24 protein-coding genes and 1 pseudogene are annotated in these 21,864 nt (G+C 42.7%); 19 read left to right on the top strand and 6 right to left on the bottom strand.

The window, feature by feature from the left end:
* Window positions 1–63: 63 nt before the first annotated feature.
* A complete protein-coding gene (locus SCACP_RS19240; protein ID WP_425059101.1) occupies window positions 64–657 on the top strand; it encodes a hypothetical protein in 594 nt (197 codons plus the stop codon).
* Window positions 658–851: 194 nt separating this feature from the next.
* Here SCACP_RS19240 and SCACP_RS19235 read toward each other — a convergent pair whose 3' ends face one another.
* From SCACP_RS19235 to SCACP_RS19225, 3 genes are all read right to left on the bottom strand, one after another.
* The gene (locus SCACP_RS19235; RefSeq protein WP_425059100.1) at window positions 852–1,367 is read right to left on the bottom strand and encodes a transposase; all 516 of its coding nucleotides are present in this window, start codon (window positions 1,365–1,367) and stop codon (window positions 852–854) included.
* The gene (locus SCACP_RS19230; RefSeq protein ID WP_425061452.1) at window positions 1,280–1,588 is read right to left on the bottom strand and encodes an IS3 family transposase; all 309 of its coding nucleotides are present in this window, start codon (window positions 1,586–1,588) and stop codon (window positions 1,280–1,282) included. Before SCACP_RS19230 ends, SCACP_RS19235 begins: the two co-directional genes overlap by 88 nt.
* 188 nt (window positions 1,589–1,776) lie before the next feature.
* Window positions 1,777–2,103, bottom strand: a complete 327-nt coding sequence (locus SCACP_RS19225; RefSeq protein ID WP_425061451.1) for a transposase — start codon at window positions 2,101–2,103, stop codon at window positions 1,777–1,779.
* An 88-nt stretch (window positions 2,104–2,191) separates the two neighbouring features.
* On the opposite strand from SCACP_RS19225, the gene SCACP_RS19220 reads away from it, so the two are divergent.
* Window positions 2,192–2,959, top strand: coding sequence for a hypothetical protein (locus SCACP_RS19220; RefSeq protein ID WP_425059099.1), 768 nt, complete (start codon window positions 2,192–2,194; stop codon window positions 2,957–2,959).
* Window positions 2,960–3,078: 119 nt separating this feature from the next.
* Window positions 3,079–3,627: a ParA family protein gene (locus SCACP_RS19215; RefSeq protein WP_425059098.1), complete on the top strand. Its 549-nt coding sequence runs from the start codon at window positions 3,079–3,081 to the stop codon at window positions 3,625–3,627.
* A gap of 87 nt (window positions 3,628–3,714) precedes the next feature.
* Here the strand turns inward: SCACP_RS19215 and SCACP_RS19210 are convergent, their stop codons facing one another.
* Window positions 3,715–4,557 carry an IS3 family transposase gene (locus SCACP_RS19210; RefSeq protein ID WP_425059097.1) on the bottom strand — a complete coding sequence of 281 codons (843 nt, stop codon included), beginning with the start codon at window positions 4,555–4,557 and terminating at the stop codon, window positions 3,715–3,717.
* A 12-nt stretch (window positions 4,558–4,569) separates the two neighbouring features.
* On the bottom strand, window positions 4,570–4,842 hold the full coding sequence (locus SCACP_RS19205; protein ID WP_425059096.1) for a transposase: 273 nt from the start codon (window positions 4,840–4,842) through the stop codon (window positions 4,570–4,572).
* Between the two features lie 238 nt (window positions 4,843–5,080).
* On the opposite strand from SCACP_RS19205, the gene SCACP_RS19200 reads away from it, so the two are divergent.
* The 7 genes from SCACP_RS19200 (at window position 5,081) to SCACP_RS19170 (ending at window position 9,795) form a co-directional block, all read left to right on the top strand.
* A complete protein-coding gene (locus SCACP_RS19200; RefSeq protein ID WP_425059095.1) occupies window positions 5,081–6,376 on the top strand; it encodes an AAA family ATPase in 1,296 nt (431 codons plus the stop codon).
* Window positions 6,369–6,995 carry a hypothetical protein gene (locus SCACP_RS19195; protein ID WP_425059094.1) on the top strand — a complete coding sequence of 209 codons (627 nt, stop codon included), beginning with the start codon at window positions 6,369–6,371 and terminating at the stop codon, window positions 6,993–6,995. Before SCACP_RS19200 ends, SCACP_RS19195 begins: the two co-directional genes overlap by 8 nt.
* Before the next feature lie 300 nt (window positions 6,996–7,295).
* Window positions 7,296–7,871: a helix-turn-helix domain-containing protein gene (locus tag SCACP_RS19190; RefSeq protein WP_425059093.1), complete on the top strand. Its 576-nt coding sequence runs from the start codon at window positions 7,296–7,298 to the stop codon at window positions 7,869–7,871.
* On the top strand, window positions 7,864–8,349 hold the full coding sequence (locus SCACP_RS19185; RefSeq protein ID WP_425061450.1) for an IS630 family transposase: 486 nt from the start codon (window positions 7,864–7,866) through the stop codon (window positions 8,347–8,349). Before SCACP_RS19190 ends, SCACP_RS19185 begins: the two co-directional genes overlap by 8 nt.
* A 48-nt stretch (window positions 8,350–8,397) precedes the next feature.
* Window positions 8,398–8,727 carry an IS66 family insertion sequence element accessory protein TnpA gene (gene tnpA, locus SCACP_RS19180; protein ID WP_425059092.1) on the top strand — a complete coding sequence of 110 codons (330 nt, stop codon included), beginning with the start codon at window positions 8,398–8,400 and terminating at the stop codon, window positions 8,725–8,727.
* A complete protein-coding gene (gene tnpB / locus SCACP_RS19175; RefSeq protein WP_425057810.1) occupies window positions 8,721–9,068 on the top strand; it encodes an IS66 family insertion sequence element accessory protein TnpB in 348 nt (115 codons plus the stop codon). Before tnpA ends, tnpB begins: the two co-directional genes overlap by 7 nt.
* A gap of 82 nt (window positions 9,069–9,150) precedes the next feature.
* Complete coding sequence (locus tag SCACP_RS19170; RefSeq protein WP_425059091.1) at window positions 9,151–9,795, top strand: transposase; 645 nt, start codon at window positions 9,151–9,153, stop codon at window positions 9,793–9,795.
* A gap of 3 nt (window positions 9,796–9,798) precedes the next feature.
* On the opposite strand, the gene SCACP_RS19165 is transcribed toward SCACP_RS19170, so the two are convergent.
* Window positions 9,799–11,187, bottom strand: coding sequence for an ISLre2 family transposase (locus SCACP_RS19165; protein ID WP_425059090.1), 1,389 nt, complete (start codon window positions 11,185–11,187; stop codon window positions 9,799–9,801).
* A gap of 113 nt (window positions 11,188–11,300) precedes the next feature.
* Between SCACP_RS19165 and tnpC the strand changes: the two genes are divergently transcribed.
* The 9 genes and pseudogenes from tnpC (at window position 11,301) to SCACP_RS19120 (ending at window position 21,842) form a co-directional block, all read left to right on the top strand.
* Window positions 11,301–12,275, top strand: a complete 975-nt coding sequence (tnpC, locus tag SCACP_RS19160) for an IS66 family transposase (RefSeq protein WP_425061449.1) — start codon at window positions 11,301–11,303, stop codon at window positions 12,273–12,275.
* 222 nt (window positions 12,276–12,497) lie between these two features.
* Window positions 12,498–13,421 (top strand): transposase, encoded by a 924-nt coding sequence (locus SCACP_RS19155; RefSeq protein WP_425059089.1) that lies wholly within the window; start codon window positions 12,498–12,500, stop codon window positions 13,419–13,421.
* Window positions 13,391–14,562: pseudogene (locus tag SCACP_RS19150) on the top strand (ISLre2 family transposase). The gene SCACP_RS19155 and the pseudogene SCACP_RS19150 overlap by 31 nt, the downstream one beginning before the upstream one ends.
* Before the next feature lie 721 nt (window positions 14,563–15,283).
* Window positions 15,284–16,945, top strand: a complete 1,662-nt coding sequence (locus SCACP_RS19145) for a PucR family transcriptional regulator (RefSeq protein ID WP_425059088.1) — start codon at window positions 15,284–15,286, stop codon at window positions 16,943–16,945.
* 116 nt (window positions 16,946–17,061) lie between these two features.
* Window positions 17,062–17,721, top strand: a complete 660-nt coding sequence (locus SCACP_RS19140; protein WP_425059087.1) for an aspartate/glutamate racemase family protein — start codon at window positions 17,062–17,064, stop codon at window positions 17,719–17,721.
* Between the two features lie 14 nt (window positions 17,722–17,735).
* A complete protein-coding gene (locus SCACP_RS19135) occupies window positions 17,736–19,337 on the top strand; it encodes an OPT/YSL family transporter (RefSeq protein WP_425059086.1) in 1,602 nt (533 codons plus the stop codon).
* A gap of 59 nt (window positions 19,338–19,396) precedes the next feature.
* Window positions 19,397–20,338, top strand: a complete 942-nt coding sequence (locus tag SCACP_RS19130; RefSeq protein ID WP_425059085.1) for a DUF1177 domain-containing protein — start codon at window positions 19,397–19,399, stop codon at window positions 20,336–20,338.
* Window positions 20,335–21,174, top strand: coding sequence for a hypothetical protein (locus SCACP_RS19125; protein WP_425059084.1), 840 nt, complete (start codon window positions 20,335–20,337; stop codon window positions 21,172–21,174). The genes SCACP_RS19130 and SCACP_RS19125 overlap by 4 nt, the downstream gene beginning before the upstream one ends.
* Window positions 21,168–21,842 carry an AroM family protein gene (locus tag SCACP_RS19120; protein WP_425059083.1) on the top strand — a complete coding sequence of 225 codons (675 nt, stop codon included), beginning with the start codon at window positions 21,168–21,170 and terminating at the stop codon, window positions 21,840–21,842. Before SCACP_RS19125 ends, SCACP_RS19120 begins: the two co-directional genes overlap by 7 nt.
* Window positions 21,843–21,864: the final 22 nt, after the last annotated feature.

Raw genomic sequence — 21,864 nt, 5'->3', positions numbered from 1 at the left:
AGTATATCTCAGGAAAAGCACTAAGTCTGATATTTGTACAGATTTGTAGGGAGAGTGGGAACCTTGAATATTCCTAAAGCTTCTGAAATATTATCGGATAATCGAAATGACAAAAGTGTGAGGCAAATGCGCAGTTTATGGCCCCAACTTACGTCAAGGAAGAATTTTGATATTCCTCGGAATATCGATGATTATAAGAAAATTGCTAGTATTTTTAAACCCCACTTGAATATGAATGGTGAAGAATGGTATTTCAATGATAAAACTCAATCCAAATTGAGGGATTTTGTCAACTTTTTATACCAAATCCCTGAAGTAAGTAACTTGGTTTCCTATAATTGCGTATGGAAAAACGTAAAAGAGGGAATTCGGGATACAATCATTGGTGATAAAGAAAAACAACCATCATTTCAACAAAGGCTAGAACTAATAATAAATAGTATATTTTCAGAGGTGCGAAGTTATGAGTTTTACTGGGTTGTTGAGGGAACTGACCTAGTAGATTTAAGTGAGCTTACAATAGGAGATTTGACATTTTTTCTGTTCAAAGATGAGGACTATGCAATTTTCAAAAGCGAACCAGACGTTAATGATTTTTATAGTACTTCAGTAGTCCCTTTTTTAGATAAAAATTTCGCTAATAAAATAGCGGTTTAACTCCCTAATTTTGGAGTCTTGTCGCGATATCGCATTATAACACAGTATAGATCAATATTTCGCTTGCGCACGAAACTGAGATCGTAGTACTCACCCGACAAATTGTAAATGGTTCGGCTCCGGCCCCGCCTTATGGCGGCCATTGACAATTTGTCGTTTTCGTACTGTTTTAATGTCAAGGTGCGCAAGAATATTCAAACTCTTATCTGAAAAGGGGCTATGCCCATATTCACGACCATTTCATGGAACTGAACCGGTGGCATGTCTTGTAAGCTTCCATGCAGATACCGGTGCAAATAAAAGTCAATAAATTCTGTTATTGTTTTGTGAGCGTCAGTATAGCTTTCAAACTCGTATTTTGAATAACAATCACGCTCAAGAATGCTGTGAAATGCTTCAATATGCGCATTAAGGTTTGGTGTCTTAGGCGGTATGCGTTCGTGTTCAACTGATAGTGCTTGGCAAGTACTTTCAAATATATTGCTGATAAATTGCGGACCGTTGTCCGTTCTAATTACTGGCTTTATTTCCGTATTAAGAAGTTTCCGTTTCCACAAGGCTCTTTCTAAGAGATGCGCGGCATGACGGCCTTCGCACGTCAGACCAATATGATAATCAATGATTACCCGGTCATACACATCAATAATTCCCATGAGTAGAAAAATCGGTCTTCGCCGGCAATATAGCCGTATTTGATATCTATTTCCCATAACTGATTGACACTCGTTATTATGCGGTTGCGGGCCAGGCGGCGCGGGTGTTTGAGGGTGATTTGCCGTTGTTTCTTTAATATTCCTAATTCTTTACATAGCCGATAAACTTTCTTTTTATTGATAATCAAACCATATTGTCTGTTAAGGCTTTTAGCCAGTTTTCGGTATCCATAAGCATGCTCTTCACCTAAAACAAGCTCTAATAGCCATTCTTTGATTTGTTCATCGCTAATGCGCCTTGCTTTTTCATCTACTGAATAACCAGGAATAGGACGGCCACCGCAAGGTTTATCAATTGTTTGCGTTTTAAGCTGTTTTTGGTGATAATAAGTTGATTCTGCAATGCCGATGATTTTAAATACGACTTTGGCAGCATATCCCCGGCTAATCCATTCATCGGCAACTGCTATTTTATCCGATAGCCGGGCTGGGACTTTTTTAACAGATCGCGTAATATTGCAATTTCAAGGTCTTTTTCACCAAGCAATTTCTTTAACTGCCCGTTTTCGTTTTCAAGCTGCTTAAATTCCTGCGATGTTGGCGTATATGCTGCTGTTTTTTTAGCGCTTGGCTCAGTTACTTCCCAGGCCTTATGTTTCATGTCTGCTTTCCAGCGGTATATTGTTTTAGGTGAAAGATCATGGCGGCGAGCAACCTGAGCAACATCATTTGCTTCATTAACTTCTTGGATTACCATTTCTTTGAATTCTTTTGTGTATCTTTGGCCTTTCATATCCAATCCCTCCGTCAGTTTTATTTTAACTGATTTCGAGACAGGACTCCAATCCAATTACGGGGCTAAATAGATAGTTGTAAAGTGTGTGGCACTCGGAGAAAAAGACCATGCGGAGCTTTTAGCTAGAGAGAAAGTAGAAGAGGCACTAAATTTTATTAGATTCATGTTTTGCTATGTAAATCCTAAATACGTGTTCTCTAATCAGTGGAAGATTTATTATGATATCTCGACGATACAGGAATCAGGATGTTTTCTACAGCGAAATGTTGAAAGTAATAGCACTAGCTTAGCATATTCATCCTCAAAAAAGGCACGTGGTATTTTTCCCATTACAAAAGAAAACGTTGATATCTGGAAAGAATGTTACTTCTTAGATAGTCTGAGTGCGATAATGCGATGTAGTAGTCGTACCGAGTGGGAAGACGCTATACTTACTTCTATACATTGGATCGGTGAAGCCCAATATGAATGGGGCACTGATGTCGCATTCTGGAAGTACTGGACTGCTATAGAAAGCTTAATTCCACCCAATAAAGAAAAAGTTACTGAAAGTGTTTTAAAAGGAACAAGTGTTTTGATTGTGTACACAGGATATAGGTTTGTAAGTATAACGGAATTTTGGTCCATATATAAAAGGATAGAAGACCTGTATGATAAGAGAAGTCGCATAACTCACAGCGGACTTTCACGTCAGGTCATGCCTGATGAGCTACGGGATGTTTGTCAATATGCATCATGGATGATATTGGCTGCTATTGGTCTATACTCACAAGGCTACAGAAAATTTGAACAGGTTCAAGAGCAAATAGACAGATTGTATAGTATTGAAAAAGAGGTGAAAGGTAAGAAATAGTCGTAATCTGCACTAAAAAATCGGAAAAATAGGTTTTTCTGAGAACAAAAAATTAAGTAGACGTAGCCGTAGGCTCTACGGCTACGTCTACATTTTTTTGTAAATTTGGAGGAAGACCTATGAAAATAATCAGCATAACCAACCGTAAGGGCGGCGTAGGAAAGACAGTGATTTCAGGCAATATTGCCTATGAGTTGTCAAAGATGGGGTATCTAGTTGTAATGGTGGACCTGGATTCCCAATGCGAACTCAGTAAAATCTATCTGCATGAAGCTTATAATGGTGGCAACATATTTCATCTGCTAAGACGGCAATGCAGGCTGGACGACGCCTGCGTAGAAGTTAGCGAAAATCTGTACCTCATTCCCGGAAGTAGAGATATTGTACATTTTGACTTTCGCGGCAGCGAGGGGATTTTGCTTCACCATCTTAGAAGTGAGCTGTTGGAAGAAGTTGACTTTGTCGTCATTGACCATCCGCTAGCATTAAGTGAATCTGCTCTAGCAGGCTTTGTAGCCAGTGACGAGGTAGTGATTGTGAGCGATGCGGAAGCATTTGGCGTAGCCAATCTAGGACAGTTACTGGATGATTTAGCACACATCCAGGATGTTTGTTGTAAGATAAAAATGGACAAAGTTGCAAAAGAAAATCCCCACTTTTGCAACTAGAAAATCCCCCAAAATTGCAAAGGCCATTGCAGGCACTCAATTAACCCATTGGACTTACGTCAATAGGTTGGACACAAAAAAGTGGAGTTAAGCAATCTTTTTTAGGCTCTGCTCAAATTGTATAGGCGACATAAAATTTAGCTTACTATGAATCCTTTTCCTGTTATAAAATCCTTCAATATACTGGAATAACTCAAAACGGGCATGCTGATAATTCAAAAAGGTTGTAGTATAAACTAACTCCTTTTTGAGTATGGAATGGAAAGATTCGATTACGGCATTATCGTATGGACAGCCCTTGCGGCTGTATGATAGTTTAAATTTTAGTTCTTGCTCAACTTTGTGGCGATACTCAAAGGATGTATACTGGCTGCCCCGATCAGAATGTATGATAAGTCCGGCGGACGGCTTCTGGCTTTTAACAGCATTATCTAAAGCAGTGAGCACTAATTCTTTTGATATAGTTCTGGAAAAGCTATAGCCTACTACTTTTTTGAGATGTAGGTCAAGTACCGTAGCTAAGTAGCACCAGCCGTCTTTCAAAGTATGAATATAGGTAATATCTGCAACCCATTTTTCATTAGGGCTGGTGGTAGAGAAATCACGCTTTAAGAGGTTTGCACCGTGTTCATAAACGGCTTCTGATTTATGCGGTCTATACTTTTTATGGACGATTGACTTTATGCCAAGAGCCTTCATGTGACGTTGTACACGATTGATGCTTAGGCAAGGGTAGCTTTCTTTTAAAACGGCCCTTATTTTTGGGGCGCCGTAGCGTTTTTTGCTATCGTTATAAATCTGCATGACAGCTTGCCGAAACTTCTGTTTTTCAATTTTACGGTTGCTTGGCTGCTGTTCTTTGGCCTGTTCGTAAAAGGAACTTTTGGGTACGGCAAGTACATGGCAAAGCGTTTTTACATCATTGTTCAACCAGCTTAATAATTACCGGGGTTCCTGTGTGCTTGCGAATATGGCCATAGCCTTTTTTAATATCTCGTTCTCTGTAGCTAATATTGCAAGTTGCTTTTTTAGCTGTTTAACCTCCTCAGCAGTTACTGTATCCCCATCCACGGCAAGTTCTGCCTTGGCATTGGTCCATTTATAAAATGTTGATGAAGATAGGCCATATTCGCGCATAATTTCAGTTGGAGCTTTACCGGATTTATAAAGTTCAACAATCATCGATTTAAATTCTTCAGTATATTTTTTGCTCAATGCTGGACACGTCCTTTCATGATTTGAGTTTATCACTCTCCACTTTTTCGTGTCCACAGTTATATACTAGCACCAAGTATTCTATTTTATATGCAATAAAATATTTCGTATTTTGTTTTAGATTAATAATAATATGGCAATAATAGCATAAATATGAAAATATAAATTGCATATATGGTGGTGTGGTGTTATGATGGTTATAGGAGTTATTCCTCGGATAGAAGAGAGGAGAGAGAACATGAAACTTAATAGAGTATCAGTTGAAGGTTTTCGAAATATTAAAATGTCCGAAATTATTTGCAACGAGCTAGTAGCGCTAGTGTCATTAAACAGCTATGGAAAGTCTAATTTGCTACAAGCAGTGGATTTTGGTGTAGACTTTATTCTTAACGATGAAGAAGAAAAAAGTATGATGATGTCTTGGTCACAAGGAATTCCTTTAAATAAAAATATGGCATCTAAAGACTTTCGAATAGAGTTTGAGATGATGACTTCTTTAGATGGTAAGCAATATAACGTAATTTATGGATATAAATTTAAATGGGTAAGAGATGATGGTACTGGTGCACGTATAATTGCTGAGTGGCTAAAAGTTAAATTAGACGAAAAAAATCAGAAATATAATATTCTAATAAATAGAAATTTAAACAAATCTCTCTATCGTACTTCTGAAACAGGTAGATGCAGTACTAAGATAAGCATAGAGGAAAACAACTTAATCATTAACAAGCTTAAGGCGTTTGAGTCATTATATTATTACGATATTGTAAAGAGGATTAACGGTTTAAAAGTATATATTGAACGTCATTTGGACGCTAGTCATTCGTATACTCCCGATCCTCTTGTAAGAAAAAATATGAATGCCTTAGAAATGGGAGTAGGAAATCTTCCACGGATAGTTTTTTATTTACGCAAGCAGCATCCTGAAAAGTTTAAATTGCTTGTTAATGCATTTATGCAACTTTTTCCTCAAATATCAGATATAGATGTGGAAGAACTTAGTATAAAAGCAAAACTTCCTAAAAAAATACCTGAGGATTTACCATTTACAATAAGTAATGCAGTATATGTGTTGTATGTAACGGACTCTAATCTTAATCAACCTATTGATTTTGTAAATATGTCTGATGGTGCAAAGAGAGTATTCTTGCTCTTAACGAATATAATAATCGCCGACCTAAATAATCTGTCGCTTATTGCAGTTGAAGAGCCTGAAAACTCGATACATCCAAGTTTGCTTCAAAACTATTTAAGAGTCCTATCGCAATTGATAGGGGACACAAGAATAATTATTACGAGTCACTCTCCATACATAATTCAATATCTTCAGCCCCAAAACATATATATCGGTTTACCTGGGGAATATGGTGTTGCTCAGTTTAAAAGAGTTCGAGCGGCTGCACAGAAGATGCTTATTGCGGATGCATCTGCCGCAAATATGTCAACGGGGGACTATTTATTTGAATTAATTAGTGGTACTGAAGAAGATATAAAAATGCTTGATCGATACCTGGAGTCTGTGGAAAATGGGTAAAGGTGTTGCAATATTCATAGAAGGTGACACGGAGTCGGAATTTTATAGTAAGTTGCTTGAAGAACTTCACTCCTTCGCACCAGATAAAAGATTTCAGGTTGAGAAAGTAATTATTCGCAATCTTAAAGGAATTGGTAATTACAAGAGTAGAGCAAAACGGGTATTTGAAAAAGAGATTGTTGCAAGAAACGTTGGTATAGTATTTACAGTTATTCTGTGTTATGACACGGATGTCTTTGACTACTCAGCTAATCCTCCTGTAGTATGGTCTGAGGTTGAACAGGAGTTGAAAAAGCTTGGTGCCGTTAAAATCGTTCACATTAAAGCTAAACGTTCAATTGAAGATTGGTTTCTTTTTGACAAGGAAGGAATCCTTCAATATCTTGGATTACCAGCAGATACACATGTGCCACAAACAGGTGGAGGAAATACTTTGAAAACCTTATTTAAAAAGGCGGGAAAAGTGTATGTTAAGGGTTCTTCTACTAAAGGTTTCATAGATTCGCTAGATGTGAAACTTATTATGGGATCAGTATGTTCTGAGCTAAAAAATATGTGTAAAGAACTAGGAATAAAGTGTAAGAATGATAATTGTCAGGGCGGGGGGAGGAAGAAATAGATATTTATGCCAATAATCTGAATAGGTAGGTTGTCAATCTTCTTGAGGCGACGGACATATGACGAGGGACATATATTAGATAAAATCCTACAAGACAAGTCATTTTGGGAGAGCAAAATGAATTTTTTACAATACATAACGACAGTTAACTTAACTGAAAGAACTGAATTGGAAAAAGTAAAATTGATAGCTTTTTTTCAAAATGTTACGGATGGTACTACTACGTTTAATTTAGAGTCCATTTTAACAATGTTATTAAAAATTGGACATCCTATTTCTATATAAATTGAATTAAACATTTTGGATAAAATTGCCGATATTCTTATAAAGACATTTATAGAATTGAGGCAAATCATGAGAACGAGAGCATCGCAAGAAGAATTAAATGAAATTAAAAATGCCATGAATACAGAGAAAAGAGCAAGAATTTTTAAGAGATATCAAGCACTATATTTGTTTCTTTCCGGTAAGACGTGCAAAGAAGTAGCTTCGATTGTAGGCATAACCGCCAATACAGTATGTAATCTGCACAAAATATATCAGAAAGAAGGACTGGAAGGAATTCCTGACAAACCGATATCCGGAAGACCGCCAAGACTTACCAGCGAACAACGAGTCGCATTAAAACAAGTAATTATTAACAAAGTTCCTTCGGAGGTTGGATTTGCCGCAGAGTTTAATTGGACAGCTGGTTTAATTGGTAAGTACATCAAGCGTGAATATGGCTATGACTATTCGATTCGCGGAATTACCGGAATGCTGGAGCGCATGGGACTTTCCTATACCCGTCCAACTTATGTGCTTGCACAAGCAGACAAGCAGAAACAAGAGCAGTTTGTAAAAGATTTTGAGCAAGTAAAAAAAACTCCTGAATGATGAAATCCAACAAATCCTTTTCGTTGATGAGTCCATGATTCGAGACTATCAAGCGATTCATCAAACTTGGTTTGAAAAAGGCAAACAGCGAATCATCAAGACTTTCGGCAAGCATCAAGGTGTTAAACTGGTTGGCTATCTGAACTATGAAACTGGAGAAGTTTACTGCGAAGAACATGAATCTTATGATGCAGAAGTATTTCTTGGTTTCCTGAAAAATGTATTGTTAAGAAATCCAAATGGCAAAACTGTCATGATTCTGGATAATGCACGAATTCATCATGCAAAGCTCCTTCAGCCATTTTTAGAAGAGCACCAAGAGCAACTCACACTAATGTTTCTGCCACCATATAGCCCGAACTTAAATTTAATCGAAGGCTTATGGAAATGGCTGAAAGAAAAAGTCATTTACAATGTATTTTATAAAACGGTTTCTGAAATCAGGGAAAATGGTAAGCGTCAAAGTATCCCCACATAGCGTATATGCTTCAATCCTGGGATAATGATCTCAGGAGGGATAAGCTGTATGGAAAATACAATAACAAGCAAGCGTAAGGCCTACTCTGCTGTCGAAAAAGCAGCGCTGATGGCAGCATATAAAGCCAGTGGCCTAAGCAAAAAAGAATGGTGCCAGGAAAATGCTATTGGCCTGAGCACATTGCAGAGATGGCTGCAGCACGAAAAAAAGCAGGACCAGCCGCAACCGGTACAAAACTGGATTCCTGTCATCCAGGCTGCGCCAGAACGATCAGCCAGCCTCGAAATACAAATCGGCAAATGCAAAATTGCCGTAGATACTAAAACAGATAAAAAACTCTTGGCAACGGTGCTTGGCGTACTGGTGGAAGTATGCTGAAACTATCGGAACATACACCAGTCTTTTTAGCCTGCGGGGACACCGATATGCGTAAATCCATTAATGGCTTAAGCGCATTGGTGCAGCATAGTTTTAAGTTGGATCCGTTTCAAAAAGCACTGTTCGTCTTTTGCAACAAACAACGCAATCGAATTAAGATTTTAACTTGGGAAGACAACGGCTTTTGGCTGCATTTAAAGCGCTTGGAACGAGGCCGTTTCAAATGGCCGACACTTGACGACGCCACCATGGCGCTTACCACAGAAGAACTGTGGAACCTGATTCAAAGCCCGGGCATCGAACAAAAACTGCGTCGCACGCAAGTTTTAAAAAGCCGCTAAATCATTGATTTTACTGGCTTTTCGCCTCATTTTCCGGTATAATAGAAGATAAGAAAATGGTATCGGAAATGAGGATTTTTTCTTGCAAACACAGGCACAGCTTGAAGAAGAAAATGCGGAATTAAAGAAACGCGTTCAGGAATTGGAAGCGCTCAACAAGTGGTATATGGAGCAGTTGAAGCTGCTTCGCCAAAAAAAGTTTGGCGCTTCTTCGGAAAAAAGTAAACGCGATGACCAGGAACAGTTAAACCTCTTCAATGAGGCGGAAGCTGAGCGCCAACCGATTGCTGTGGAGCCGGACGTAGAAACCATCAGTTATCAGCGCAAAAAGGGTAAACGCGGAGAAAACATAAAGGACTTGCCGGTAGAAGTGATTGAATATACTCTGCCAGAAGGTGAACAGACCTGCCCTGCTTGCGGTGAAGAGCTGCATGTTATGAGCAAGGAAGTACGTAAGGAATTGACGATTGTTCCGGCAAAGGTCAAGGTTATCGAGCACGTAAACTATGTATACGGTTGCCGAAATTGCGAGAAAAACAATATAGAGACGCCGATCATCACGGCTAACGCGCCGAAAGCGTTGCTGCCTAAGAGCATGGTATCCGCCGAGCTTATGGCCTATATCATGAGCCAAAAATTCGTCAATGCTATGCCGCTGTATCGATCGTGTCAAGACACTGTAGGAATTTTTTTGAAAAAGACATCGTCCTTGGACGAGTTAACATAATTTTTATGCAAGAGCCAAAGAGAGTCCCTGCAGCGCCTCATACAAAAAGCTTTTTGGCCCTTTTAATACCGGAATATTGTCCAATACCTCACGAGCTGCTTTTAGGCTATTCCTCTGTTTTTCTATGGTTTCTTTGGCAACCGTCAATACCGGCAATGCTTGCGAACGTATGCGTTGTTGGTTTAGGTATTCCTCGGCTACTTCTTGCCCATTTGCCTGGCATACGCGTATATTGGCCATATGCTTGGCACCCTCACGGCTCCAGCCCATGGGCCGGCTGCTCAGTCGCGCCGACAGTACATGGCTGACATGTCCTTCCGCACTGCACTTTACTTCTTTCTTTCGGTATAGTTCGGTCATTGCTTCCCAATTGTTTTGGATATATCTCCACGCCTCTAATATGGCCTGTTTCCGACTCTCTGTGGCCGCCGCAGCTAACAGTTCCTTTATGATTTCTTGTGCCTTTTCACGGTTCCCAAACCTGAGCGCTCCCCTCAAGGCCTTGCCTTGCTCATGATTGCCACCTACTGCCCGGCGAATATATTTCATCAAATGAAACCGGTCCAAAATAAATTTCGCTTTCGGAAATACTTGGATTGCACTTTTGATCCACGCTGCTCCGTCTCCCAGGATGTTCACTGTTTCTATTTGATCGATGTCATAACGCGCATCTACGGTTTCCCACACCCGTTCCCAGAACGTATCGGCATCTTCATCTACGCTGCTTAGGTAGATTGGGTTAATCAAACTACGACGCTTTTCTTCTTGCTGCCAACCTTCATGAATATATACTAACCGCACTTCCATAGCACGCCCGTGTTGACTGGCTACGTGGTCTTCATCGGCTTCAATATACAGGGTTTTCACGCGTTTGCGCTCGTCTGGTTTTGGGTTTATGGGTTGTTCAAATTCACGCACCGCGCGCAAAACCGTTTGACCGCTTACGGTTACGCCTCCGCATTCTTGCGCTACCTTCTGCGCGCTTTTTCGGTAAGCCAGTTCTCCCGCGCCTGCCACAAGCTTTGCTTTCACGTTATTATCTACCCGCATATGGTTTGTATAGCCCACTTGCTTGTCAACCAGGTAGGCATATTCCCCCGTTTCTTTATGGCGGTAGTATGTCCTTTTGTAGCTTACGGCGCCAAAGCAGGTGACGATTTCCTTACTGTCTCCAGTCCGGCAAACCTGCCACCCAGATCGTTTCCTTTTATCGTTTTTTATCTGTTGATCCAGTTCCTCTAAAACCTGCTTGGTGATTTCACGGCCTACTTCATGAAGTTTATCAGCTAATTTCCGCTGAAATTCCTCAAAACCCATTTTTCCTGATAAACTATTTAAAACCATTTCGACGATAGAAAGGAATATTGGCATGAGAACACGAATAATTTCCATAGAAGACAACACCTCTGAGTAATCAATTTTTGGTTACTCGTCCGGGCTAGGGACGGTGCTGTCTTCTTCTATTTTGTCATCAAAAATTCCTACAATAATTTTACACTAACCCGCTGTATCGGCAGGAGCAGGAATTTAAGCGGCTTGGCGTAACGCTTTCCCGCCAAAACCTGTCCAACTGGGTTATTAAAGGTGTCGCACTTTTGGAGCCTTTGTTAGCAGCCCTAAAAAAAGAGTTGCTTTCAAGGGATCTGTTGCACGCCGATGAAACTACTCTGGAAGTGTTGTGTGAACCCGGCAGACCGGCACAGACAGATTCCTATATGTGGTTATATCGAACGTCCGGGGATACGGATCATCCGGTTGTGCTCTATGACTACCAGGAAGGGCGCAGCGGGCAATTTGCCAAGGCGTACCTTGCAGGGTTTTCCGGCTATCTTCAGACCGATGGTTGGCATGGCTATCACAAGGTAGAAGAAGCCGGTGTAACCTTGTGCGGCTGTTGGGCACATGTTCGGAGAAAATTCAATGAAGCCTTGGTCGGCCCTGCGGCTAAACAGCCGGATAGTAAAGAAGCGATAGGTCTTGCCTATTGCAATAAGCTTTTCGATGTTGAAAAAAAGGCCGAGCACATGACGCCGGAAGAACGGCATGAACTAAGGCAAAAAGAAGCTAAACCAATTATCGAAGAGTTTTATAAATGGATAGAAGCTTGTTGGGCTGATACCTTGCCGCAAAGTCTACTGGGCAAGGCGCTTACCTATGCCCAAAATCAGAAAAAGTATCTGACAGCCTATTTGGCCGATGGCCGCATCGAAATATCGAATAATCGTGCGGAGCGATCTATCAAGCCTTTTGTGATTGGACGAAAAAACTGGCTGTTTTGCAATACGCCTGGTGGCGCAAAATCGTCCGCCGCTGTTTACAGCCTGATTCAGACGGCTGCAGAAAATGGATTAAATCCGCAAGCCTATCTGGAATATGCCTTTAGGCAAATCCAACTGCAGGATACGCTCTGTATTGAAAAACTACTTCCGTGGGCTGAAGAAATTCCTGTAAGCTGTAAAATGCCTAATAAAAAAGCATAACGGTTCCAACAGCCATCTGATGTTTTATCATATCGTACATCAGGTGTTTTTTTATTGATAGGTGGTTTTGCTTTGACGCTTACGGAAAATGTAGAGGCATTTCTGGCTGCTATTAGTATTGGGAATTTATAGGGACGGTTCTTGACTTGAATTGTCGCAATTGCTATAGTGTACATATAAAGTACATAAAATTAAAATTTGTGCAGAAATTGAGAGGGGACTATGCCGCGGAGTGCAAGAGTAATAAATAATGAAGGAATATATCATGTCATGGAACGCGGGAATGAGAAAAGGGAAATATTCCGCGATGACGAAGATCGCACAAAGTTCTTACAAATCGTTAGTTGTAATAAGGAACGATACGGGTTTAATGTTTACGCATATTGTTTGATGAGCAATCATGTACATTTACTGTTGGGCTGTAATGGGTGCAATATTTCTCAAATGATGAAAAGTATAAATATTAGTTACGTACATTTTTTTAACCGAAAATACCGGCGGTGTGGGCATTTGTTTCAAGACAGGTTTAAAAGTGAATTGGTCGATACGGATGCTTATGTTATTGAAGTATCTAGGTATATTCACCTGAATCCGGTAAGAGCAATGATGGTGAGTATAGATGATATTACCCAATATCCATGGTCAAGTTATACGCAGTATATAAGCAATAAAAACGGACATCTTCTGCCGGTTGATACAAATTTTATACTGGGGATATTTTCAGATAATTTACAAATGGCAAGAAGGCAATACCAGAGCTACTTAATGAGAAGCGAAGATAACTTGCCGGAAAAGACCGGCATGTCAGCCATGTTACAAGCGAAACCTCTTTTTGTCAACAGCGATACTCATTACAATAGTGACAGGCAAAAGATTTTAGAGATATTAGCGGCAGATTATGGCGTGGATTGGGCAGATGTTAAGGCCGGCAAAATATCTAACAATATTCGTAATGAAATGATTATTACCGCCCGTCGAACTTCTCATCTGACCTTAAAAGCAATTGGTGAGATATTTGGCGGGTTAAGCGAATCGATGGTAAGCAAGATAATAAAAACGAATAATCCTTCAAGTCAAAATTCAAGTCAAGAACCGTCCCTGGGGAACTCGGAAAAATGGGTTTTGAGGAATTTCAGCGGAAATTAGCTGATAAACTTCATGAAGCAGGCCGTGAAATCACCAAGCAGGTTTTAGGGGAATATGCCTACCTGGTTGACAAGCAAGTGGGCTATACAAACCATATGCGGGTAGATAATAACGTGAAAGCAAAGCTTGTGGCAGGCGCGGGAGAACTGGCTTACCGAAAAAGCGCGCAGAAGGTAGCGCAAGAATGCGGAGGCGTAACCGTAAGCGGTCAAACGGTTTTGCGCGCGGTGCGTGAATTTGAACAACCCATAAACCCAAAACCAGACGAGCGCAAACGCGTGAAAACCCTGTATATTGAAGCCGATGAAGACCACGTAGCCAGTCAACACGGGCGTGCTAGGAAGTGCGGTTAGTATATATTCATGAAGGTTGGCAGCAAGAAGAAAAGCGTCGTAGTTTGATTAACCCAATCTACCTAAGCAGCGTGGATGAAGATGCCGATACGTTCTGGGAACGGGTGTGGGAAACCGTAGATGCGCGTTATGACATCGATCATATAGAAACAGTGAACATCCTGGGAGACGGAGCAGCGTGGATCAAAAGTGCAGTCCAAGTATTTCCGAAAGCGAAATTTATTTTGGACCGGTTTCATTTGATGAAATATATTCGCCGGGCAGTAGGTGGCAATCATGAGCAAGGCAAGGCCTTGAGGGGAGCGCTCAGGTTTGGGAACCGTGAAAAGGCACAAGAAATCATAAAGGAACTGTTAGCTGCGGCGGCCACAGAGAGTCGGAAACAGGCCATATTAGAGGCGTGGAGATATATCCAAAACAATTGGGATGGAATTACCGAACTATACCGAAAGAAAGAAGTAAAGTGCAGTGCGGAAGGACATGTCAGCCATGTATTGTCGGCGCGACTGAGCAGCCGGCCCATGGGCTGGAGCCGTGAGGGTGCCAAGCATATGGCCAATATACGCGTATGCCAGGCAAATGGGCAAGAAGTAGCCGAGGAATACCTAAACCAACAACGCACTCGTCTGCATGCTTTACCGGTCTTGACGATTGCCGAAGAGACCATAGAAAAACAGAGGAATAGCCTAAAAGCAGCTCGTGAGGTATTGGACAATATTCCGGTATTAAAAGGGCCAAAAAGCTTTTTGTATGAGGCGCTGCAGGGACTCTCTTTGGCTCTTGCATAAAAATTATGTTAACTCGTCCAAGGACGATGTCTTTTTCAAAAAAATTCCTACAGTGTCTTGAAACGATCCTTATTTCCTCTGGCAGTTGATTTTCTTGGTTACTTTGTTTTAAACTATTCATATGGAAGGCACCTCTTCTGTATGGTAGTGTTGTGGCAATTTCACTATACCAGACATTGGGGGTGTTTTCCATTATCAAGAAAGATTATTTTTTTGCATTGACGCTAACTGCTTCATGGCATTGAGCCAATTTTGGCTCTGCGAAAGTTGAGTTAAATCAAGAATTTATTAATAAGTTGTTATGCCTTCCCCTCATGAATGCGGTTTGAGGTTTTGGGACGGGTAAGTTTTGACAAGGTTTCGTGCTTGTGGAATAGATTTAGGATTAGGGTGGCGTACATTAGAAATAGGTGTTAACTTTCGCAAGGAAGAATATTCCTGTGAATTTTTGCGTAGGGGTGGTAGCGACAAGAGGTAGAGGAATTTCTAAGAGAAAATAAATGAGCAGGAATCTTTCATGACGAAGAGAATTGGTCAAATGAGTGGTAGGGGCGGCTTTGACTTGTTTGGTTTAATCATAAAATTAAGGGTCCTTATTGGAACTGAGGCTTCATATTTTTCTGAACGGCAATATTTTTATCTCTTGTAGTGTGGCAAACATTAGCTAATGCAATGTTGGTTTGGTATTATTTTGATAATAAGTTTTAAATATTGAGGTGGAATGATGGCACTAACACTCCGGGAAGCATTAAAAATAGGCGGTTTACAGCAGGCAGTTGTAGTGGCCGGTCACAGTGGTCTCGATAACGTGATTAGTTGCGTTGATATTTTGGAAGTTCCGGATTCCTCAGGTTGGTTGCGGTCAAATGAGTTAGTGGTAACAACATGTTATGCAGTAAAAGATAATCCCGAGGCGCAACTCAATATTTTAAAATTAATGGATCAAGTGGGAAGTTCAGCACTGGCAGTAAAATTTGGACGGTTTCTCGGATCGGTCCCGACGCAGATGAAGCAATTGGCCGATGAACTGGATATTCCACTTTTACATATTCCTGATCATATTTCGTTTATGGATATTACCCTGCCAGTAATGACCGCGATTGTGGATGAACAGGCATTGCAGCTTCAGTATTCTGAAGAGGTTCGCCGCAAGATGATACAGGTTACGCTGGGGGCAAGTAGTTTGGCGGTAGTTGCTAAAACGCTGTCAGAGCTTATTGACCATGATACTATGATTTGTAATGAAGAGTTACAGTGTTTAGCCAAAGCAGGCAGAGATTGTCTGTCTCAATACCGTTTTCATTCTGAAACGATAGCTCAGTTGCAGCAAACAAACAGTTCCAACAAGATGATTATATGGGATATAGAAAATCGGCAGACTTTTGAGGCTTTTCCAATTAACGTAAGACAGCGGCGGTACGGTTATGTACTGGTTTGTATTGAAACACCATTAACGGATTTACATCATATTGCTATAGAACATGCAATTACTCTCGCTGCATTGCAAATGGTAAAAGAAGAAGCTGTTTTGCAAGCAAAAAAGAGTCATTGTCGGGACTTGTTAGAAGACCTTATTTCCGGTGCTTTTAAGTCTAAAGAGTTGGCAGTCAGCCGTGCAGAAGCACTGAATATTTCACTCAATAAACCGCAAGTGGTTTTAATTGTTGATATTGATAATTTCGCGGGCTATATTATGCGGCAGAGCATGGAGTATGAAGCAAATGCAGCCGAGTTGAAAAATCAGCTGGTTCATATTGTGAACAATTGTGTTCAGCAATTTGACTGGCGCGCGCTGGTTGTACAGAGAAGCGACAGTGTTGTCGTGATTATGCCGGCTTCGCTAACAGAGACTTTGCGTCCCAATCATTCGGCTATGCGGTCCATGTTGCAACAGTTGGCTCAAAATATTCAAACGAAAGTGCGCGAGCAGCTTAACGATATTACAGTGTCAATCGGAATCAGTTCGGTTGCTCATGATCCGCTTGAGATAGCACCAAAATATCAAGAAGTGAGAAATGTCATTAAATTGACCCGCAAGATACAGGGAGAAGGTACCATTGCGTTTTGGGAGGACGTTGAAATTTATTCCTTGCTGGAGCAGTTAGGCCAGCCGATGGAACGTTTTTATGAAGCCAAATTAGGAGCTCTTGATAGGCCAGATATAAAAAATCGCCAGGTGCTAATTACTACGTTGAAAGTATATTTGGAGTGCCAGGGGAACTGTGTGGAGACGGCGGAAAAACTGTTTATCCACCGCAATACACTTCGTTACAGACTTCAGCGGATCGAAGACATTTTGGAAAGGAACTTATCGCAGCCGGACGAACGTTTTGCTTTATGGTTGGCGCTTAAAGTCCGTTCTTTAATGCAGGTCCAACAATAACTATTCAGGCCGTACAAAAAAACGGCCGTTTTTTTATGCTCATTGGACGAAGACATTCGTACGATTGCTAAGTAATATGTAATAAGTAATATGTAATATTGATAAGGATGGTGCAAATGTTAGCCGTAATTCGTGTTCTGACAACAGATAATCCGGTATCTCTTGAAAAACATGGTCGAATCATTACTGAGCGATTTGGCATTGCCACCAGGAGTTATTGTATTCCGGATCAATTTCAAGGCATATATGATGATGCGACAGAAAGGCAGGCCGTACCTAAAATCGTAGAAGTGGTCAAGCAAGCCGAACGCGATGGCGCTCAGGCGGTTTTTATCAGTTGTGCCGCCGATCCGGGATTGAAAGAAGCAAGAGCGAACTGCCGACTGCCTGTCATTGGTGCAGGTTCGGCTTTGGCAACGGTCGGGTTGGCTTTGGGCGAGAGAATAGGCGTTCTTAATTTGGCCGGTCCGACCCCGGCAGGCATCGTTTCTTTATTAGGCAGTCGGCTGGTCGCTGAAGAAACTCCCTGTGGTGTACACAATACGACCGATTTGCTTGCTCACAAGGCGGAGGCGCTTACAGCGGCTCAGGCACTGATCCGGAAAGGTGCCGAGGTGATTCTTCTGGCGTGTACGGGATATTCAACCATTGGCTTAGCGGCGTGCATTGCCGAGAGGTTCGGTTGCCTGACCGTAGATGCGGTAGAAGCAGGCGGATTGATGGCAAGTTATCTTTACAAATCAAACAGTAGTCTGCTTTCAGGTGGACATACATGAGGGAGATGGATACAATGACGGATCACGTATCGGAAAGCAAGCATCCGCGCGCGTTTGAACCCTCTGTATTCGTTTTAAATATCATTTTGGCCGTTTTGGGTGCAATTATCGGGATGCAAATTATTACTACACTGGGTGTTACTCCCAATACTTCGTTGATTGGTGTATTAGTAGCCATTGCGCTGTCGCGGATACCGGGCGCTGTCTTTTCCAAGTACCGGTCCATTCACCGACAGAATCTGGTTCAGTCCAATATTTCGTGTTCTACGTTTGCTGCGGCTAACTCGCTGTTATTGCCGATCGGTATTCCTTATTTGTTCGGACAGCCCGACTTGATTATTCCCATGCTGATTGGTGCGACAATGGGAATGCTGATCGATACGGCGATGCTGTATTGGTTTTTTGATTCGCGTGTATTTCCCGGATCGGCTGCATGGCCTCCGGGTGTCGCCGCCGCTGAGGCGATTTATGCCGGCGATCAGGGCGGCCAGCGCGCCAAATTGTTGGTATGGGGCTCCATCATCGGTGTTGTGGGTTCTTTTTTTAAAATTCCCATGTCGGCTCTCGGCACTGCCTTTATCGGTAACATCTGGGCGTTGGCTATGTTTGGAATTGGGTTATTGTTGCGGGGGTATTCGACAAGCCTCTTCGGCATTGATATTAACAAGCTTTATATTCCGCATGGAATGATGATCGGCGCGGGTGTGATTGCAGGTTTTCAGATTCTCGCTCTATTATTCAAAAGACGGGCGCACAAAGTCACAACAGAGAATGACAACAACGGGTCCGGTTATACTCGTGATGATCAAGATGTGCGTAAAGGCCTGACCAATGGATTTGTCCTATATGTATTGGCGGCCGTTGTTCTTGCTATTCTGGGCGGTGTGTACACGGTGATGTCGGTGACCCAATTGATTGGGTGGGTTATTTTTGCCGCTGTTGCCTGTATTCTGGCAGAATTTATTGTCGGTCTGTCGGCCATGCATGCGGGTTGGTTTCCGGCGTTTGCGACTACACTGATCTTTTTGGTACTGGGCATTTTACTCGGTTTTCCTCCTGTTGCGCTGGCGCTTTTGGTCGGTTTTATTGCTTCCGGGGGCCCGGCTTTTGCCGATGCCGGTTATGATCTCAAAGCAGGCTGGATGCTGCGCAAGGACTGTGGTGATCATCAGTATGAAAGGGATGGACGCTGGCAGCAGATTATGGCAGCGGTTACCGGTTCGATTGTGGCTTTGGTAATGGTTTTGTTCTTTTATAAAGTCTATTTTAGCCAAAATCTGGTTCCGCCGGTTGATCGCGTCTTTGTGGCAACAATCAAGGCCGGCATTGATGCGAGTGTTGTCCAGAATTTACTGATTTGGTCTATTCCCGGTGCTATTATTCAATTGCTGGGAGGATCTAAAAGACAAATGGGCATTATGCTTGCCACCGGCTTATTGATCTTGAATCCAAATGCCGGATATGCCGTTCTTGCCGGGCTGTTGATCAGAGTGATGGTTAAGAGAATCAAAGGTTCTGAGTATGATACACCGATGACCATTTTAGCGGCTGGCTTTATAGCAGGCGATGCTATTTACAGTTTTGTCAATTCAGCATTTCGGGCCAAGTGGAAATAACGTCACACAGCGGATCAACATGATGAAATCATATTTTATATAAATTGGAGGTTATACACATGGCATTAAAACAGGTAATGGAGGTTTATGAACTGCTTGACAGCGCACATGTCAGCGGTGACAGTGTCGTTTGTCTGCTGCAACAGGCAGGAGTGGGTGATATTGCTGTGAAGCGTGTGGAAGGGAAAAAGGGCGCAACTGATTTTGTCCGGATACGCATAGCGGGTCGTCATGGAAAAATAAAAGGAGGCAACGCCCCTACTTTAGGTATTGTAGGTAGGCTGGGCGGATTGGGAGCCAGACCGGAACGGATCGGGTTTGTTTCTGACGGCGACGGCGCCCTGGCAGCTGTTTCCGCTGCTATGAAATTAGGGATGATGCAGGAAAACGGGGATGTTTTGGAAGGCGATGTCATTATCTGTACACATATCTGTCCCGATGCTCCGACCCGTCCGCATAATCCTGTGCCGTTTATGGATTCTCCCGTCGAAATCGCGGATATGAATGCACATGAAATCGACCCGGACATGGATGCTGTTCTTTCTATTGATACAACAAAGGGCAATCGCATCATCAACCATAAAGGTTTTGCCATCTCGCCTACTGTGAAGCAAGGCTATATTTTGCGCGTCAGTGAAGACTTATTGGACATTGTGCAAACTGTGACAGGAACATTGCCGGCCGTGTTTGCCATTACGACACAGGATATTACCCCTTATGGCAATGGTTTGTTTCATTTGAACAGCATTTTGCAGCCTTCGGTTGCCACCCAGGCACCGGTGGTAGGCGTAGCGATCACCACGGAGACTCCTGTTCCCGGATGTGCAACCGGAGCCACTCATCTGATTGACGTTGAGGCAGTAGTTCGGTTTGTGATTGAAGTAGCCAAAGCGTTTACGCAAGGACAATGCAAGTTTTATGATCAAGAGGAATATGCATTGATGGAATCATTGTACGGTTCCATGTGTCATTTGCAAACGGCAGGGCAGAATAGCCGATGAAAGCTCAGATCAGCCTGACGGTCCCTGAAGGCAAGCGACTGATTGCCGAAGCCATTGCCGGGATGAGTGAAGTTCAAAGCGCTCTGTTAAACGGGCGCATTCTGCTGAAAGGCGGCACGACAGTATCGGCCGTCATGGAGCGGCTGGCCGGAAAAACTCTACGCATTTCCGGACGGATTAGCCCACGTGGTACCAAAGCTGCTGTCCAAAGGGACGGCGAGCCGCACAGTGTATTGATTGAGCAGGGAAAAATAAAAAATATTGACCTGTGTTTTGCTGATGCAGTGCAAACGCTTACTTGTACGGACATAGCAGTTATTGGAGCTAATGCTATTGATCCAAATGGCAGAACGGCCATGATGTTTGGAAGTCCGCTTGGCGGTAGTCCGGGACTTGGCATGGCAGGATTAATGGCGCAAGGCTGTAAGGTAGTTATTGCGTGCGGTTTGGAAAAAATGATTCCAACCCCAATTGAACATGCTGTGCGTGCAGCTGGAATTTATTCAACCGATTGGGCCATGGGCATGGCGGTTGGGTTAACTCCGTTGATTGGCGAAGTGGTAACAGAAAAAGTTGCCATAGAGATGCTGGCAAAGGTTACATGCATAGTCATTGCTGCCGGCGGCATTGCTGGCGCCGAAGGAGCTCTGACGATGGTTGTGGAAGGCGATGCGGCGGAGGTTGAAAAGACCGTTCGTATTGTACTGGCAGTTAAAGGAGCGTCTACAAGCGGCAATGCGACAAGTTTGGCTGAATGCACGAGCGGTACGGCAGGCTGCGCCATTCATCGCGCCTGTGCGTGGCGCAAGCAAAAAGGAGGAAAACTGCAATGGTAAAGAAAGTCGGGGCCATTACGATCGGGCAGTCGCCGCGGGTAGACGTTGTCCCAGAAATTACCGGGCTTATGGGTCGTGTTGAGATTGTGGAATGCGGGGCGCTTGACGGACTCACGAATGCGCAAATCGCTGCCATGGCGCCTAAAGAACAGGATTATGTATTGGTGACAAGACTGCGGGATGGGAGTTCGGTAAAAATTTCCGAGACCTATATTTTAGCGCGCATGCAGGCGCAAATCGACAGGTTGGTTGCCGAAGAAGGCGTCGAAGGAATTTTGCTCTTGTGCAGCGGAGAGTTTCCCGCTTTTACATGTACCCAACCGCTGCTCTATCCGCAAACTCTTTTGCAGAGATTCGTTACTACTGTTGCCCAGGGAAAGAAATTAGGGGTTATGACTCCGGATCAGGATCAGGTGGCGCAAGGCATGCGGCGCTGGAATTCAAATGGAATCGGGGCGGTCGTCGCGGCAGCGGGATCACCGTACGGACCACAGGAAAAAATTTGGGAAGCGGCTGAAACGCTCAAATCCCAAGGGGCTGAGATGATTGTTCTGGATTGCATTGGTTTTAATCAATTCATGAAGGAAGAAATCAAGCGAATCACAGGTGTACCGGTCATTCTGCCGCGAACGGTGGCTGCCCGGGCGGTTGCGGAATTGTTCGGCTGACAGGTGTATCCGCAGACTTTGG

The organism is Sporomusaceae bacterium ACPt (assembly GCA_041428575.1).
GTDB lineage: Bacteria > Bacillota > Negativicutes > Sporomusales > Sporomusaceae > Sporomusa_D > Sporomusa_D carbonis.
The sequence above is the reverse complement of the archived record's forward strand: the minus strand, read 5'-3'. Positions and strand labels throughout refer to the sequence as shown.

What these genes read in the sequence shown, in the direction of transcription:
- SCACP_RS19200 (WP_425059095.1), top strand. Translation starts at nt 5,081, where the DNA reads ATGAAACTTAATAGAGTATCAGTTGAAGGTTTTCGAAATATTAAAATG.
- SCACP_RS19165 (WP_425059090.1), bottom strand. Translation starts at nt 11,187, where the DNA reads ATGGAAATTATTCGTGTTCTCATGCCAATATTCCTTTCTATCGTCGAA.
- tnpA (WP_425059092.1), top strand. Translation starts at nt 8,398, where the DNA reads ATGGAAAATACAATAACAAGCAAGCGTAAGGCCTACTCTGCTGTCGAA.
- SCACP_RS19225 (WP_425061451.1), bottom strand. Translation starts at nt 2,103, where the DNA reads ATGAAAGGCCAAAGATACACAAAAGAATTCAAAGAAATGGTAATCCAA.
- SCACP_RS19145 (WP_425059088.1), top strand. Translation starts at nt 15,284, where the DNA reads ATGATGGCACTAACACTCCGGGAAGCATTAAAAATAGGCGGTTTACAG.
- SCACP_RS19140 (WP_425059087.1), top strand. Translation starts at nt 17,062, where the DNA reads ATGTTAGCCGTAATTCGTGTTCTGACAACAGATAATCCGGTATCTCTT.
- SCACP_RS19195 (WP_425059094.1), top strand. Translation starts at nt 6,369, where the DNA reads ATGGGTAAAGGTGTTGCAATATTCATAGAAGGTGACACGGAGTCGGAA.
- SCACP_RS19120 (WP_425059083.1), top strand. Translation starts at nt 21,168, where the DNA reads ATGGTAAAGAAAGTCGGGGCCATTACGATCGGGCAGTCGCCGCGGGTA.
- SCACP_RS19215 (WP_425059098.1), top strand. Translation starts at nt 3,079, where the DNA reads ATGAAAATAATCAGCATAACCAACCGTAAGGGCGGCGTAGGAAAGACA.
- SCACP_RS19235 (WP_425059100.1), bottom strand. Translation starts at nt 1,367, where the DNA reads ATGGGAAATAGATATCAAATACGGCTATATTGCCGGCGAAGACCGATT.
- SCACP_RS19125 (WP_425059084.1), top strand. Translation starts at nt 20,335, where the DNA reads ATGAAAGCTCAGATCAGCCTGACGGTCCCTGAAGGCAAGCGACTGATT.
- SCACP_RS19155 (WP_425059089.1), top strand. Translation starts at nt 12,498, where the DNA reads ATGCCGCGGAGTGCAAGAGTAATAAATAATGAAGGAATATATCATGTC.
- tnpB (WP_425057810.1), top strand. Translation starts at nt 8,721, where the DNA reads ATGCTGAAACTATCGGAACATACACCAGTCTTTTTAGCCTGCGGGGAC.
- SCACP_RS19135 (WP_425059086.1), top strand. Translation starts at nt 17,736, where the DNA reads ATGACGGATCACGTATCGGAAAGCAAGCATCCGCGCGCGTTTGAACCC.
- SCACP_RS19130 (WP_425059085.1), top strand. Translation starts at nt 19,397, where the DNA reads ATGGCATTAAAACAGGTAATGGAGGTTTATGAACTGCTTGACAGCGCA.